We start from the raw sequence: 14,662 nt of genomic DNA on the forward strand, positions 1-14,662 counted from the left end.
ACAAAGTTTATACAACATCTTTTTCCACACTTTTTGAGGACTCTGCTAACTCAAATGAATGCGGTTACAAAAAGGAGGTTATTATAAATTGGAACAAGTGATGAAAAACTTTTTCTTATTTTTATCAAAGAATAAACCTATGACAAAGTTAGCAAAAAAATACGGTTTGCGTTTTGGTGCAGGTAGGTTTGTTGCAGGGGAAACGATTAACCTTGCTGTTGATGTGATTAAAGAGCTAAATAGTAAAGGGCTAGTTGTAACAATTGACTATTTAGGTGAATTTGTTGATAACGAAAAAGAAGCTAACGAAATGGCAGATCAGTCAATTGAAGCAATTAAGGCAATTGGTAGAGAAAATTTAGATTCACAGCTATCATTAAAAATGACTTCTATGGGTTTGGATATATCTGACCAAGTGGTAATGAGCAATATGCGTAGAATTTTACAAGCTGCAAAAGACAATGGTGTGTTCGTTACTATCGATATGGAAGACTATTCTCGATGCCAGAAAACAATAGATATTTTCAAAGAGTTAAGAAAAGAGTTTGATAATGTAGGGACAGTTATCCAATCATATTTATATAGAACAGAAAAAGATATTGAAGACTTAAATGACTATCATCCTAATCTACGGCTAGTAAAAGGGGCATACAAAGAATCCCCTGAAGTAGCATTTCCTGATAAGAAAGATGTAGATGACAACCTTAAAAAAATTATAAAAATGCATTTATTAAATGGGAATTATACAGCTGTAGCAAGCCACGATGATGCGATTATAGAATATACTAAACAACTCGTTAAAGAGCATAATATTCCGAATGATCAATTCGAGTTTCAAATGTTATATGGAATAAGAACAGAACGCCAACTGGAGCTTTCAAATGAAGGATATAAAATGAGAGTGTACGTACCATATGGAACAGATTGGTATGGCTACTTTATGCGTAGGTTAGCGGAAAGACCAGCAAATGTTGCGTTTGTAGTAAAGGGAATGGTCAAAAAATAAAGATTTTTGGACTTCTCCATAACTTTGTATGATTAGTGAACGAATAAAATAGTAGAATGATAAATTATCAAGATAAAGCCAGCCTTATTCGATAGATGTTTGAGTGAATAGGGTGGGCTATTTTATTATACTTTGCGTAATATTCATACTAAGGTGATAATCTCTAGGGAAGTAGATTCTGAGTCCTTATTGTCTAACTCTTAAGCCTATTTCACTTTATCTTGGAGGTTAGTATTGATTGTTATTTTTTGAAAAAAAACACAAACAGTTTTTGTCAACTGTTCTCGCATTAATTATTGTGTTTCGTACTTAAACATTAACACGGCATATATTATTTCTTGATATAAAATGACGTCAATGAATTATAAATCATTTTGTTTTGCTAATATTGTCACTCTAGCAACAAAGGTTATGAAAAGAGCCATACGATAAAATCATTATCCATTATCGAAAGGCTCTTTAGTTTTTAAAATAATAAAAATTTTAATTTCTCTTCATATTAATAACAAATTTATATCGATCAGCTCGATAAACTGATTTAACGAGCTCTAGCGGCTGCCCGTTTGTTAACTTAGTTTGTCTCCGAATATATAATATTGGTGCATTTTTATTTATACCTAAATCTTTCGCTTCATCTGCTCTCGCAATTGACGACTCAATAATTTGCTTTGCAGAGTCTATTTGTAAACCTAGTTCATTTTCAATGTAAGAATAAAGTGAACGATTGACTATGTCTTCGGTTAGGCCCTTTACCAAATTTGCAGGTATATAGGTTGTTTCAATTGCCATCGGTAAGTCGTCAGCAAATCTTATCCGTTTTATTTCATATAGAGGGTCATGTTCATTTATTAATAGCTTGTTTGAAATACTACGGCTTGCTGGAATAAGCTCAAATTTAAGAAGTTTACTTCCTGGTTTCATCCCTCTTTTTTCCATATCCTCAGTAAAGCTTGTTAAGCCTTGTAATGTTTGTTCTATTTTCTTTTCACCAACGAAAGTACCTCTCCCCTTTTGTCTATATAAATATCCTTCATTAACTAAGTTTATAATCGCCTGCCTGATCGTCATGCGGCTTACGCTAAATTGTTCAGAAAATTCTCTTTCTGAAGGAATTGCATCACCAGGGGTAAGTTCTTCATTATCTATTAAATTCTTTATATATTCTTCAATTTGATAATAGATTGGCACAGGTGATTCTCTGTCGATCATTTCTAGCTCTCCTTTCGCTATTAAGTTAGTGAAAGCGCTGCTTTATCTGCTATGATTGTAACATGTGGATGTTCATATAAGGAAGATGCAGGAAATTCTTCGCTCATATTTTGTTCTACTAATAGTTTATGGACAGCTTTTCGTTTATCTTTACCTGATATAAGTAAAAGTATCTGTTTACTTTCAAGAATAGTTTGAATACCCATCGTAATCGCATATTTAGGAACTTCATTAATGTGTTGAAAAAATCGCTCATTTGCATATCGAGTTGATGAGGTAAGTTTTACAATATGCGTACGGGTCTTAAAGGAAGTATATGGTTCATTAAAGCCTATATGACCATTGTGTCCGATGCCTAATAATTGTAGATCTATGCCACCTAATGAATGAATAAGCTTATCGTAGTTGTTGCACTCTCTTTGTAAATCGTTTGCCATTCCGTTCGGAATATGTGTTTGAGAGTAAGGAATATCAATATGATTAAAAAGATGCTCATTCATAAATGTAAAGTAACTATTTATGTCATCCTTAGCTAAGCCTACATATTCATCTAAATTAATAGTCTTTACATAACGATAAGATGTGTTGTTCTTTTGAAAATCATTAATCATTTGTTTATAAGCACCTTTAGGAGTGCTACCAGTGGCTAAACCTAAAACAATATCTGGTTCATTTTGTATTTTTTTTATAATATGCTGAGCGGCTTTTATACTCAAATCATGGTAGTCTTCTGCTTGTATGATTTTCATGAGCAATTCACCTCGTGTATTTATCTCTCGTATGAGATAACTCCTCGACAGATAGTCATAACTAGATTGTTTTGTTCATCTAAAATAATAAGGTCTGCATCTTTATTTTCTTTTATACTACCTTTACGATCAAAGACGCCACATTGTTTAGCAGGGTTCTTTGAGGTAATTAAGGTTAATTCAGTAAGAGATGCATTTGTGTAAGTCGAGATATTTTGCATTGCTTGATCCATCGTTAATAAACTACCTGCTAATGCTCCTCCATCCAAAGTTGCTTTACCATTTTTTACGTGTACATTTTGACCACCTAGGTCATAGATGCCATTTCTTAAACATTTTGCACGCATCGCATCGGTAATTAGAATTGTTCGTTCACATCCAATGGAACGGTAAGCCAATTCAATCATTTTAGGAGAAACGTGTATACCATCAACAATCATTTCAACAAATAATTCATCTCGCATCATTGCTGCACCTACAACACCTGGTTCTCGATGATGTAAGCCGCTCATGCCGTTAAATAGATGAGTAATGTGAGATGCTCCAACACGAATGGCATCAACTACTTGATCATAAGTAGCGTTTGAATGACCGATGGAAGCAACAACACCATTTGAACTTAAATATTTTATCAAGGCGAAACCATTGTTTATTTCGGGTGCAAGCGTCACAAGTTTAATATTGTTACCTGAAAGCTTTTGCCAGCTTTTAAATAATGATATATCTCCCTCCATAATGTAATCATAAGGTTGTGCACCTGCTTTTTGTGAATTAATAAATGGACCTTCAAGGTGAATTCCCAATATTTCAGCTTGACCATCATTCTGAGATTTCATATAGTTACCAACATTACATAATGCCTGTTCTATTTTTGCATACTGTTGTGTGATTGTAGTAGCTAAATAGCTAGTTGTACCTTCTTGTGGTAATGCTTTCGAAATTGTATCCAGTGCATGTGGAGAGGCGTCCATAATATCAGAACCATGTGCACCATGAATATGAACATCAATCATTCCTGGTAGGCATTTATAATTGTTAGGAAATTGAATGATGTTAGTGTCAATTTCATCTATGTGTTCACTGATTGACTCAATTTTGCCATCAGTAATCTTAATAGTACCTTGTTCAATCGTTCTATCTTCGGCATAAATTGTTAAGCCTTTAATAAGCATATCGAAAACTCCTTATGCTTTTTTCTATATCATATCATGTTAATTATTAGTTGTCTAGACAACTATACATATATATAAATTGGTATAGACAACTATATATTATAATGATACGATATAGTTGTTCCACTAGGCTACCTGTAAAATATTAATTGCAAGTTTTAGCAAGTTGATGGAGAGGTTGAAAAACTCTCTATCGGTGCAAATTATGAATGCGTTTACAAATTGTTCATGCATGCGTTGGTTAAATATCAGAAAATTTAGTTAATTTAACAAGCTCTACAATATGTTCAATAGTGACCTTAACATTATTACTTAATAAAAGAAGGCTCTTTTCGTAAACTTTGTAGCTATTTTTACTTAAATTGGACAGGATGATGAGTTTTAAGAGAGCTCAATCATTGTAATAGTAGAAAAGATGCCACAAACGATAGACATCTTAGAACGAAAAGTAACACTCAACGCGAAAACAGCCTTAAAGAATGACCACCGAGATGTAAAATTAATATCACCATTAATTAAAGGTCACTTTCTTTGTAAGTTGTACTTTAGACTCATTTCTGTGATTGGTCAGATTAAAAACAATGGGGTGGTGTATAGGGAGAATATAAAAAAGATTATTAAGGAAACGGAGCTTATTTTCTTGGGGGTGGATGTATGCTTACTCAATATTTGGATGAAGTTGAGAAATTGCTTAATAAGGTGAAATCCAATGAACAAACGTTATCAAACGCTGCATCAATATTAGCAAATACACTTGAAAAAGAAGGCATTATTCATATATTTGGTTGTGGACATTCGCATATCATTTCAGAGGAAATCTTCTATCGTGCAGGGGGGCTAGCATGTGTAAACCCTATTCTTATAGAAGATTTAATGTTATTTAAAGGCCCAGTAAGGTCTTCAATGCTTGAAAGGGTTAATAATTTTATAGAAGTTAACCTTGAAAAATATCAAATTCAAGAAAATGATGTTTTTATCGTTGTGTCTACTTCAGGTATTAATCCAGTTCCGATTGATGCTGCGCTATATGCTAAGAGGAAAGGGGCTCAAGTGATCGCTTTAACATCGATTGATTTTTCAAAACATGTAAAGTCAAGGCATATAGATCAAAAACGCTTGCATGAAGTCGTTGATCTTGTAATAGATAACTATTCTCCTATAGGCGATGCTGTCATGACTGACGATCGACTACAGCAACCATTTGGACCAACTTCTACAATTATTAATACTGCAATTATAAATAGTGTAATCGTAGAGACCATTAATATTCTATTAATGAAAAATATTAAACCACCCATTTTCTTAAGTGGAAACGTACAAGGCTCAGATATCCACAATCAGGATTTAATTAATCAATATAAAGATAGAGTCACACATCTTTTATAGAATTGGGGAGATGAAAAATGTTTAAATTTTTACAAAGAATTGGGAAGTCACTTATGCTACCAATTGCTGTATTACCAGCCGCAGCATTATTACTTCGTTTTGGAGCAGAGGATATATTAAATATCCCGTTTATATCTGCTGCTGGTGGAGCATTATTTGCTAATTTATCACTCATCTTTGCAATAGGGATTGCAATAGGATTATCAAAAGATAATCACGGTGCTGCAGCACTAGCAGGTGCAGTCGGATATTTTGTCTTAACAGATGCAACGCAAGCTATTAATGATGAAATTAATATGGGGGTTCTAGGTGGTATTTTAGCGGGGATTATAAGTGGTCAATTGTATAATCGCTATCATGATATAAAATTGCCAGAATGGTTAGCCTTTTTTGGAGGAAGAAGGTTCGTTCCAATTGTTACATCTATCGTGATGCTTATAATTGCTTTGCCATTAGGGTTTATTTGGCCACCTATTCAGGAGGGGATTAATAGTTTAGGTGAATGGATTATTGGTGCAGGTGCAGTTGGTGTTGGCGTATTCGGCTTCTTAAACCGTTTGTTAATTCCGTTAGGACTTCATCATGTCATAAACACCTTAGTTTGGTTTGTGTTCGGCGAATATGGAGGAGCAACAGGGGATTTAAATCGCTTCTTTGCTGGTGACCCAACAGCAGGTCAATTTATGACGGGCTTCTTTCCAATCATGATGTTTGGCCTTCCCGCAGCATGCCTAGCAATGATAGCTGCCGCAAAACCTGAACGAAGAAAACAAGTTTCTGGCGCACTGATAGGAATTGCTTTAACGTCATTTTTAACAGGTATTACTGAACCGATAGAATTTACGTTTATGTTTATCGCACCACTTTTGTATGTTATTCACGCATTATTAACGGCGAGTTCAATGGTAGTGACGAACTTACTTGGCATCCACGACGGTTTTGGATTTTCAGCGGGTGTTACAGATTATTTATTGAATTTTGGAATTGCCCAAAAACCTCTTTTACTATTAGTAGTAGGATTAATTTATGGAGTAATTTACTTCATCGTATTTTATGTTCTTATAAAGGTTATGAATATTAAAACACCAGGCCGAGAGGATGAGGCAATTGAGGAGGATCCTATCGCAGCTGGAACAGGTGATAAATATACTACAATGGCTGAGAGCTTCCTACAAGATTTAGGTGGTAAAGAGAATATTACTAGTATAGATAACTGCGCCACTCGACTTCGATTAGAGGTGAAAGACAGCAGTGTTATAAGAGAAGCTTCATTAAAGAAACATGGTGCTCACGGAGTTATGAAAGTAGATGACAATCATATTCAAGTAATTGTAGGAACAAATGTTGAATTCGTAGCAGACGCGTTAAAGCGCATGGTATAGTATAGGCAGTTTGGACAGTAAACAGCATATTTGACAAGTGAAAGTGCGAATTTGGATAGTAAACCATACATTTCGGCTAGGAAAAGGGAAAAATTTAAAGTTTATCTGTTTGACTGAATGTTCATCATAAAGCTTAACCCAGACCATGATTTCACACGAAGGCAATGCGCCTTCGTGTGAATACCTGTCTTAGTATTGTAATTAACGGACATTCCGCTATTGTTTAACCGGTAAAACGCCTTTTTATTCCTCGGGTTGCATATTATGCTTTTTATATTGCTGATTTTGGCTTTGAGTTTTTCCACCCTCATTTTCAACCGTAGGACCAGCATTCCCTTTTACACTTGCTGCGCTTACTCCCGCTTTTGATGGACTCTTCTTCATGCGTGCCATTTCGCATCACCTCCATTTTATTAACGTTTCCAAAGTGAACATTTTTATCAAGATAATAATTATGGGGCTCTTTACATAAGGATGTTTTTGCATTAATTGTTGCTTTTCGTAATAAGCACGCACATAACTACATTTTTTTTTCATAGGAAAAATAGCCATTCGTTATAGAACGTTGTTAATCTTCTTGTAGAATAATGTTGTATTTTGAAAAAAATTACCTATTTTATTGCTTCTATATTGCGAAAATTTGAAAAATCATTTATATTTATAATTAAAGGAACTCATTCTAGGTAGGCAGTATTTTTTTTGACAGTAAAATGAATGAGTATTCATTCAAAGAGTCAGAGGAGGAGAAATGGAATGGTCCAACATATTAAAAAAGCAGCTGTTCTTGGTTCAGGTGTAATGGGCTCTGGAATAGCAGCACACTTAGCTAATATTGGGGTTCCCACTATATTATTAGATATTGTACCTCGAGAGTTAGCAGACGATGAAAAAGCTAAGGGGCTAACATTAGAAGATAAAAGTGTAAGAAATCGGTTAAGCTCTCAAGCAATTAAAAAACTGTTAAAACAAAAGCCAGCTCCGCTAATGTCAAAGGACAATATTGTGTTAATTGAAGCAGGTAACATGGAAGATGACATGGAAAGGCTTTCTGAATGTGATTGGATAATTGAAGTTGTTGTAGAAAATTTAGAAATTAAGAAACAAGTATTTGAACGTATTGAACAAGTAAGAAAGCCAGGAAGTATCGTAAGTTCTAATACTTCTGGAATATCAATCGAGGCAATGGCAGAAGGTCGTTCCGATGATTTCAAAAAACACTTTCTTGGAACACACTTCTTTAACCCGCCACGCTATTTAAAACTGTTGGAGGTTATACCTACAAAGGATACTTCTCCTGAAGTTTTATCTTTTATTAAGCAGTATGGAGAAGAAAAACTAGGAAAAGGTGTAGTTGAAGCGAAGGATACACCTAATTTTATTGCCAATCGAATTGGAACTTATGGGCTTCACATCACTGTAAATGAAATGTTAAAAGGTGGCTACAGCGCCGGTGAAGTTGACTCGGTAACCGGTCCATTAATTGGTAGACCAAAAAGTGCAACTTTCCGCACGCTTGATGTTGTCGGTTTAGATACATTCGTTCACGTTGCAAAAAACGTATACGATAATGTTGAAGGTAAGGATAAAGGAGTATTTGTTACTCCAGCATTTATGAAAAAGATGGTTGAAAAAGGTTGGTTAGGTAGTAAAACTGGTCAAGGCTTTTTCTTGAAAAAAGGAAAAGAGATTTTACAATTAAATCCAGAAACGTTTGAGTATGAGCCAAGAACAAAGCTAAAAGCGCCATCTATCGAAATGAGTAAACAAATTAAGAAGCTTCCTGAGAAATTGAAAGCGCTTGTATATGCAGACGATAGAGCTGGGGCACTGCTATGGAATATTATTAGCCCAGCACTCTTGTATTCTGCTGAACTATTAGGTGAGATTGCAGATGACATCGTTGCAATTGATAAAGCGATGAAGTGGGGCTTTGGTTGGGAAATCGGTCCATTTGAAATGTGGGATGCAATCGGTTTAGAGAAATCAGTAAACAAAATGAAGTCTGAAGGACAAGAGATTCCAGCGTGGATAGAAGAAATGCTTTCAAACGGTATTACTTCCTTCTATAAAAAAGAGAACGGTGGAGTTGCATACTTAGACAAAGATGAATACAAGCTGCTAAAGGAAAACGAAAAAATTGTTCATCTTAAGAGTTTAAAAGAGAAAAATGGAGTTATTAAGAAAAATAGTGGTGCTAGTTTAATAGATATTGGTAATGATGTAGCACTTTTAGAGTTCCATTCTCCGAATAATGCCATTGGATTAGACATCATTCAAATGGTTAATTATTCTCTTGAAGAAGTCGATCGTAACTATAAAGGATTAGTAATAGGAAACCAAGGTAAAAACTTCTGTGTCGGAGCTAATCTAGCAATGATGCTTATGGAAGCACAGGACGATAATTTCTTTGAAATTGAAATGGTTATACGTCATTTCCAACAAGCAATGATGAATGTGAAATATAGTGCTAAGCCAGTTGTTGCCGCACCATTCGCTATGACGTTAGGCGGCGGTACAGAAATTAGCTTACCGACAAGTCAGATTCAAGCATCAAGTGAAACATATATGGGCTTAGTTGAAGTTGGTGTAGGTTTAATTCCAGGTGGTGGTGGTAATAAAGAGCTTTACATTAACCATCTGAAAACAATGCCAAAAGGTGTAGATTTTGATCTGCAAGCTGTCGCAAATAAAGTATTCGAAACGATAGCAATGGCTAAAGTGTCAACATCTGGACCTGATGCTCGAAACTATAATTTCTTAACAAAACAAGACGGCATTAGCTTTAATGGAGATCATCTTATCCATGATGCAAAACAAGCTGTCATATCACTTTATGATAAAGGCTATCAAGCTCCTAAACGTGAGATGGTTCCAGTGGTTGGGGAAACAGGATATGCAACATTATTATTAGGAGCACAAAATATGCATTTATCTGGATATATCTCCGATCACGACTTAACAATTGCGAAAAAACTGTCACACGTTATTGCAGGTGGTAAAGTACCATTTGGAACAAAGGTTGATGAGCAATACTTACTTGATTTAGAACGTGAAGCGTTCGTTAGCTTAATTGGAGAACCAAAAACACAGCAACGTATGCAACACATGTTAGTAAAAGGTAAGCCGTTACGCAATTAATAATAACTACTATGTGTTCAAAAAGGCTGGATAGAGATTAGGAAAGAACATCTATGTGAGTTTTGCAGTAATTATGTGGATCAGTATTTCTTAAATAAGCATAGTTTTTGAACATCGTCTAAAAATGCTTCCACCTATTCGAAAAAATACGGAGAAAAGCGGGGGAATGATGTGAGAGAAGCTGTTATTGTTGCTGGTGCTCGAACACCGGTTGGTAAAGCAAAGAAAGGGACATTAAAAGATGTACGTCCTGATGATTTAGGGGCTGCTGCAGTAAAGGAAACATTAAAACGTGCAGGTAACTATGAAGGTAATATAGATGATTTAATCATTGGTTGTGCAATGCCAGAGGCAGAACAAGGATTAAATATGGCTAGAAATATTGGGGCGCTTGCTGGGTTACCTTACACCGTTCCAGCAGTTACAGTAAATAGATATTGTTCATCTGGCTTACAAACAATCGCCTACGGTGCAGAGAAAATCATGCTTGGTCACGCAGATACAGTTATTGCTGGTGGGGCAGAATCAATGAGCTTAGTACCAATGATGGGTCATGTTGTTCGTCCAAATGCGAAGCTTGCTGAGAGTGCACCAGAATATTACATGGGCATGGGTCATACAGCTGAACAAGTTGCAATGAAATATGGTATTACGAGAGAAGAACAGGATGCATTTGCTGTACGAAGCCATCAGAAAGCAGCTAAAGCAATTTCAGAAGGAAAGTTTGCTGACGAAATCGTACCAGTAGACGTTACAATGCGTTCAGTAGGTAAAGACAATAAAGTTCAAGAAAAAACAATTCAATTTTCTCAAGATGAAGGTGTACGCCCGGATTCCTCTGTTGAAGGATTAGCGAAACTTAGACCAGCATTTTCTGTCACAGGATCTGTAACAGCTGGTAATGCTTCGCAAACGAGTGACGGTGCAGCTGCGGTGATGGTGATGGATAGAGAAAAAGCTGATTCATCTGGCTTGAAGCCGATGGCTAAATTCCGTTCATTTGCAGTCGGTGGAGTACCGCCAGAAATCATGGGAGTTGGACCGGTTGTAGCTGTTCCTAAAGCATTAAAATTAGCTAGGTTAGAATTAGCTGATATTGGCTTATTCGAATTAAATGAGGCGTTTGCTTCACAATCAATTCAAGTTATTCGTGAATTAGGTTTAGATGAAGAAAAGGTTAACGTGAATGGTGGGGCAATTGCATTAGGGCATCCACTTGGTTGTACTGGAGCTAAACTTACGTTATCTCTTATTCATGAAATGAAACGCCGTAACGAACAATTTGGGATTGTAACGATGTGTATTGGTGGCGGAATGGGTGCTGCTGGGGTATTTGAATTAGTATAGAGTGTTCGGAACAAATAGGGGGTATTTGGTCGGAATCATAAAGCAGTGTTAGTCACAGGGGAATGACTAGCACTGCAATAGAATAAATAACAACACATTATTTTATAGGAGGAAATTAAAATGTCAGATACAACTAAACAATTAGTAAAGGGTGGCAGCTTTTTAGTTGAAGATATTAGTTCAGATGCTGTATTTACACCAGAGGATTATACAGATGAACAAATTATGATAGGTAAAACAACAGAAGATTTTGTTGTTAATGAGGTTGTGCCACAGCTTGATCATATTGAAAACCATGAATTTGACCGTTCAGTTAAGCTATTAAAACAGATGGGGGAGCTAGGTTTATTAGGGGCGGATGTTCCTGAAGAGTATGGTGGGCTTGATCTAGATAAAATTAGTTCAGCACTTATTACGGAAAAGATGTCAAGATCAGGCGGCTTTTCAATTACGTTTGGTGCTCATGTTGGAATCGGTTCATTACCGATTGTATTATTTGGTAGTGAAGAACAAAAGAAGAAGTATTTACCTGGACTAGCGGTAGGTGAAAAGATCGCTGCTTATGCCTTAACTGAGCCAGGTAGTGGTTCAGATGCATTAGGCGCAAAAACAACTGCAAAACTTAATGCAGAAGGAACACATTATGTGTTAAATGGGGAAAAGCAGTGGATTACAAATGCTGGTTTCGCTGACGTATTCGTCGTATACGCAAAAATCGATGGTGAACATTTCTCTACATTTATTGTTGAACGTGACTTTGATGGAGTGTCTACTGGTCCTGAAGAAAAGAAAATGGGTATCAAATGCTCTTCAACTCGTACGCTCATTTTAGAAGATGTACATGTACCAAAAGAAAACCTTCTAGGTGAAGCGGGTAAAGGTCATGTTATTGCTTTCAATATTTTAAACATTGGTCGTTACAAGCTAGGAGTAGGGACAACAGGAGGAGCAAAACGCGGGTTAGAAGTAGCACTTCAATATGCTAACCAACGTCAACAGTTCAAAACACCAATATCTAAATTCTCTTTAACTCAAGAAAAATTCGGTACGATGGCATCGAGATTATATGCTTCTGAAAGCTCTGTCTATAGAACAGTTGGTTTATTTGAAGACCGTATGGGTGCTCTTACACCAGAACAAGTTAAAGACGGCAAAGAAGTAGGGAAAGCAGTTGCTGAATATGCGATTGAATGTTCTCTTGGGAAGGTGATGGGCTCTGAAACACTCGACTATATTGCTGACGAAGCCGTTCAAATTCATGGTGGATATGGCTTCATGGCTGAATATGAAGTAGAAAGAGCATACAGAGATTCTCGTATTAATCGTATTTTCGAAGGAACAAATGAAATCAATCGCTTACTTGTACCAGGCACATTTTTACGTAAAGCAATGAAAGGCGAGCTTCCACTATTACAAAAAGCACAAGCTTTACAGGAAGAGTTAATGATGATGATGCCTGAAGAGGTTGGTGATGAGCCACTAGAACAAGAAAAATATTTAGTGAAAAATGCGAAGAAAATAGGTATCATGGTAGCTGGTTTAGCTGCACAAAAGTTTGGTCCAAAGCTTGAAAAAGAACAAGAAATTTTAATAAATATTGCAGATATTGTCAACAACTTATATGCCATGGAATCAGCTGTCTTACGTACAGAAAAAGCAATCAACAAAACTGGGCTAGAGAAAAACAACCAAAAACTTTTATATACACAAATTTATTGCCAAGAAGCATTTAACGAAATCGAAGCACATGCAAAAGAAACACTTGTTGCAACAGAGCAAGGTGATACACTTCGCATGATGTTATCATCACTACGCAAGTTCACTCGTTATACTCCGATTAACGTAATTGCTAAAAAGCGTGAAGCTGCAGCAGTACTAATTGAAGCAGAACGCTATACAGTTTAACAACACCGAAATATTGGCCTTTACTTGAAAAAAGCTCCTGTATCATGGGAGCTTTTTTTAAACCACTATATTTACATACGAAGAAACATACACCTGGTGTCTGAGATAATGATATACATCGTTTAAATCGTAATTATGGCAACAAAGCCTACGAAAAGAGCCTACTTAAAGGGTGTTTTCGCGTTGATTGCTGCTTTTCGTAACAAGAGCTATTTTAAGCAAAGAGTCTTATTATGAAAGGTTACTAGTACTGTCCAATAGGGCCTAGTTACTTACGAAATTAAGAATATTTTTCTCAAGAAGAATTGCAGGAATAACAAAATAAAAGACGAATAAAACTGAGAAGGTTATAACAAGTGAATTCTTGATTATGCATTTAATTAAAAATATGATAATATTCATTTGAAGAGGGGAATTTTGACCAAGTTTCTCGTTTGCAAACCCTCAAAAAAAGTCGTTGGGTGGTGGAATTATATGGTATCTTTTTATTGGTATCCGAAATGTGGAACATGTCGTAAAGCAAAAAAATGGTTAGATGAACATCATGTTTCTTATGAAGAATTACATATTGTTGATAATCCCCCTTCGAGAGAAAAAATCGAAGAATTATATCATAAAAGTGGATTAGAACTTAAAAAGTTCTTTAATACGAGTGGGAAAAAGTATCGTGAGCTTGGATTAAAGGATAAGGTCAAAGCTGCTTCAGAGGCTGATTTATTAGATATTCTAGCAAGTGATGGCATGTTACTCAAGCGTCCCATCGTAACGAATGGCAGTGTTGTGACGGTAGGGTTTAATGAAAAGCAATTTGAAGACACTTGGGGGTAGTCATTGAAATTAGAAGGTACTGTTAAAACGGTCATCTTTTAATATATATAAAATGATTATAAATGTTGGAGGGATTGTTGAAATGAATACACCGAAGGAATTGCGTTATTCTGAAGAACATGAGTGGGTACGTATTGAAGGAGATCAAGTCCGCATAGGAATTACTCATTTTGCTCAATCAGAACTTGGAGATATTGTTTTCGTTGAATTACCAGAACCGGGTGATGAACTAGAAATCAATGAACCATTTGGTAGTGTTGAATCTGTGAAAACAGTATCTGAATTATATGCTCCAATTAGTGGCAAAGTATTAGAAGTTAACGAAGACTTAAACGATACGCCTGAATTCGTAAATGAATCTCCATATGAAAAAGCTTGGATGGTTGTAATCAAGCCTGCTGATATGAGTGAAGTTGAAAGCTTAATGTCAGCTGAACAATATGAGGAAATGACAAAGGAAGATTAAGTTATCTTCACCAAAATTAAGGTCGATATTTGAAACAGTGGGGTAACAGCTCCACTGTTTTTTCATAGACAATA

12 protein-coding genes are annotated in these 14,662 nt (G+C 35.8%); 8 read left to right on the forward strand and 4 right to left on the reverse strand.

The window, feature by feature from the left end:
* The first annotated feature begins 88 nt into the window (after positions 1–88).
* Positions 89–1,006, forward strand: coding sequence for a proline dehydrogenase (locus V1503_RS12990; protein ID WP_320257797.1), 918 nt, complete (start codon positions 89–91; stop codon positions 1,004–1,006).
* A 483-nt stretch (positions 1,007–1,489) separates the two neighbouring features.
* Here V1503_RS12990 and V1503_RS12995 read toward each other — a convergent pair whose 3' ends face one another.
* From V1503_RS12995 to nagA, 3 genes are read right to left on the reverse strand one after another with little or no spacing between them, the layout of a single operon-like run.
* Positions 1,490–2,215: a GntR family transcriptional regulator gene (locus V1503_RS12995; RefSeq protein WP_410627486.1), complete on the reverse strand. Its 726-nt coding sequence runs from the start codon at positions 2,213–2,215 to the stop codon at positions 1,490–1,492.
* A gap of 20 nt (positions 2,216–2,235) precedes the next feature.
* Positions 2,236–2,964 (reverse strand): glucosamine-6-phosphate deaminase, encoded by a 729-nt coding sequence (gene nagB / locus V1503_RS13000; protein ID WP_410627488.1) that lies wholly within the window; start codon positions 2,962–2,964, stop codon positions 2,236–2,238.
* 20 nt (positions 2,965–2,984) lie between these two features.
* On the reverse strand, positions 2,985–4,136 hold the full coding sequence (gene nagA / locus V1503_RS13005; RefSeq protein WP_410627491.1) for an N-acetylglucosamine-6-phosphate deacetylase: 1,152 nt from the start codon (positions 4,134–4,136) through the stop codon (positions 2,985–2,987).
* A gap of 654 nt (positions 4,137–4,790) precedes the next feature.
* Between nagA and V1503_RS13010 the strand changes: the two genes are divergently transcribed.
* Positions 4,791–5,522 carry an SIS domain-containing protein gene (locus V1503_RS13010; protein WP_410627493.1) on the forward strand — a complete coding sequence of 244 codons (732 nt, stop codon included), beginning with the start codon at positions 4,791–4,793 and terminating at the stop codon, positions 5,520–5,522.
* Positions 5,523–5,539: 17 nt separating this feature from the next.
* Positions 5,540–6,904: an N-acetylglucosamine-specific PTS transporter subunit IIBC gene (gene nagE, locus V1503_RS13015; protein ID WP_410627495.1), complete on the forward strand. Its 1,365-nt coding sequence runs from the start codon at positions 5,540–5,542 to the stop codon at positions 6,902–6,904.
* 243 nt (positions 6,905–7,147) lie between these two features.
* On the opposite strand, the gene V1503_RS13020 is transcribed toward nagE, so the two are convergent.
* Complete coding sequence (locus V1503_RS13020) at positions 7,148–7,297, reverse strand: YuzL family protein (protein ID WP_214481091.1); 150 nt, start codon at positions 7,295–7,297, stop codon at positions 7,148–7,150.
* Positions 7,298–7,657: 360 nt separating this feature from the next.
* Between V1503_RS13020 and V1503_RS13025 the strand changes: the two genes are divergently transcribed.
* The 5 genes from V1503_RS13025 to gcvH all read left to right on the forward strand — a co-directional run bounded on the left by V1503_RS13025 (position 7,658) and on the right by gcvH (position 14,588).
* On the forward strand, positions 7,658–10,042 hold the full coding sequence (locus V1503_RS13025; protein WP_410627497.1) for a 3-hydroxyacyl-CoA dehydrogenase/enoyl-CoA hydratase family protein: 2,385 nt from the start codon (positions 7,658–7,660) through the stop codon (positions 10,040–10,042).
* A 171-nt stretch (positions 10,043–10,213) separates the two neighbouring features.
* Positions 10,214–11,389: an acetyl-CoA C-acetyltransferase gene (locus tag V1503_RS13030; RefSeq protein ID WP_410627499.1), complete on the forward strand. Its 1,176-nt coding sequence runs from the start codon at positions 10,214–10,216 to the stop codon at positions 11,387–11,389.
* Positions 11,390–11,509: 120 nt separating this feature from the next.
* A complete protein-coding gene (locus V1503_RS13035; protein WP_410627501.1) occupies positions 11,510–13,294 on the forward strand; it encodes an acyl-CoA dehydrogenase FadE in 1,785 nt (594 codons plus the stop codon).
* Positions 13,295–13,768: 474 nt separating this feature from the next.
* The gene (locus V1503_RS13040; protein ID WP_410627503.1) at positions 13,769–14,122 is read left to right on the forward strand and encodes an arsenate reductase family protein; all 354 of its coding nucleotides are present in this window, start codon (positions 13,769–13,771) and stop codon (positions 14,120–14,122) included.
* Positions 14,123–14,204: 82 nt separating this feature from the next.
* On the forward strand, positions 14,205–14,588 hold the full coding sequence (gene gcvH / locus V1503_RS13045) for a glycine cleavage system protein GcvH (protein ID WP_214481184.1): 384 nt from the start codon (positions 14,205–14,207) through the stop codon (positions 14,586–14,588).
* Positions 14,589–14,662: the final 74 nt, after the last annotated feature.

It is taken from the genome of Nanhaiella sioensis (assembly GCF_046557775.1).
Lineage (GTDB): Bacteria > Bacillota > Bacilli > Bacillales > SM2101 > Nanhaiella > Nanhaiella sioensis.

Coding starts and splice junctions, on each gene's coding strand:
- V1503_RS12995 (WP_410627486.1), bottom strand. CDS start 2,215: ATGATCGACAGAGAATCACCTGTGCCAATCTATTATCAAATTGAAGAA.
- nagB (WP_410627488.1), bottom strand. CDS start 2,964: ATGAAAATCATACAAGCAGAAGACTACCATGATTTGAGTATAAAAGCC.
- nagA (WP_410627491.1), bottom strand. CDS start 4,136: ATGCTTATTAAAGGCTTAACAATTTATGCCGAAGATAGAACGATTGAA.
- V1503_RS13010 (WP_410627493.1), top strand. CDS start 4,791: ATGCTTACTCAATATTTGGATGAAGTTGAGAAATTGCTTAATAAGGTG.
- nagE (WP_410627495.1), top strand. CDS start 5,540: ATGTTTAAATTTTTACAAAGAATTGGGAAGTCACTTATGCTACCAATT.
- V1503_RS13020 (WP_214481091.1), bottom strand. CDS start 7,297: ATGGCACGCATGAAGAAGAGTCCATCAAAAGCGGGAGTAAGCGCAGCA.
- V1503_RS13025 (WP_410627497.1), top strand. CDS start 7,658: ATGGTCCAACATATTAAAAAAGCAGCTGTTCTTGGTTCAGGTGTAATG.
- V1503_RS13035 (WP_410627501.1), top strand. CDS start 11,510: ATGTCAGATACAACTAAACAATTAGTAAAGGGTGGCAGCTTTTTAGTT.
- V1503_RS13040 (WP_410627503.1), top strand. CDS start 13,769: ATGGTATCTTTTTATTGGTATCCGAAATGTGGAACATGTCGTAAAGCA.
- gcvH (WP_214481184.1), top strand. CDS start 14,205: ATGAATACACCGAAGGAATTGCGTTATTCTGAAGAACATGAGTGGGTA.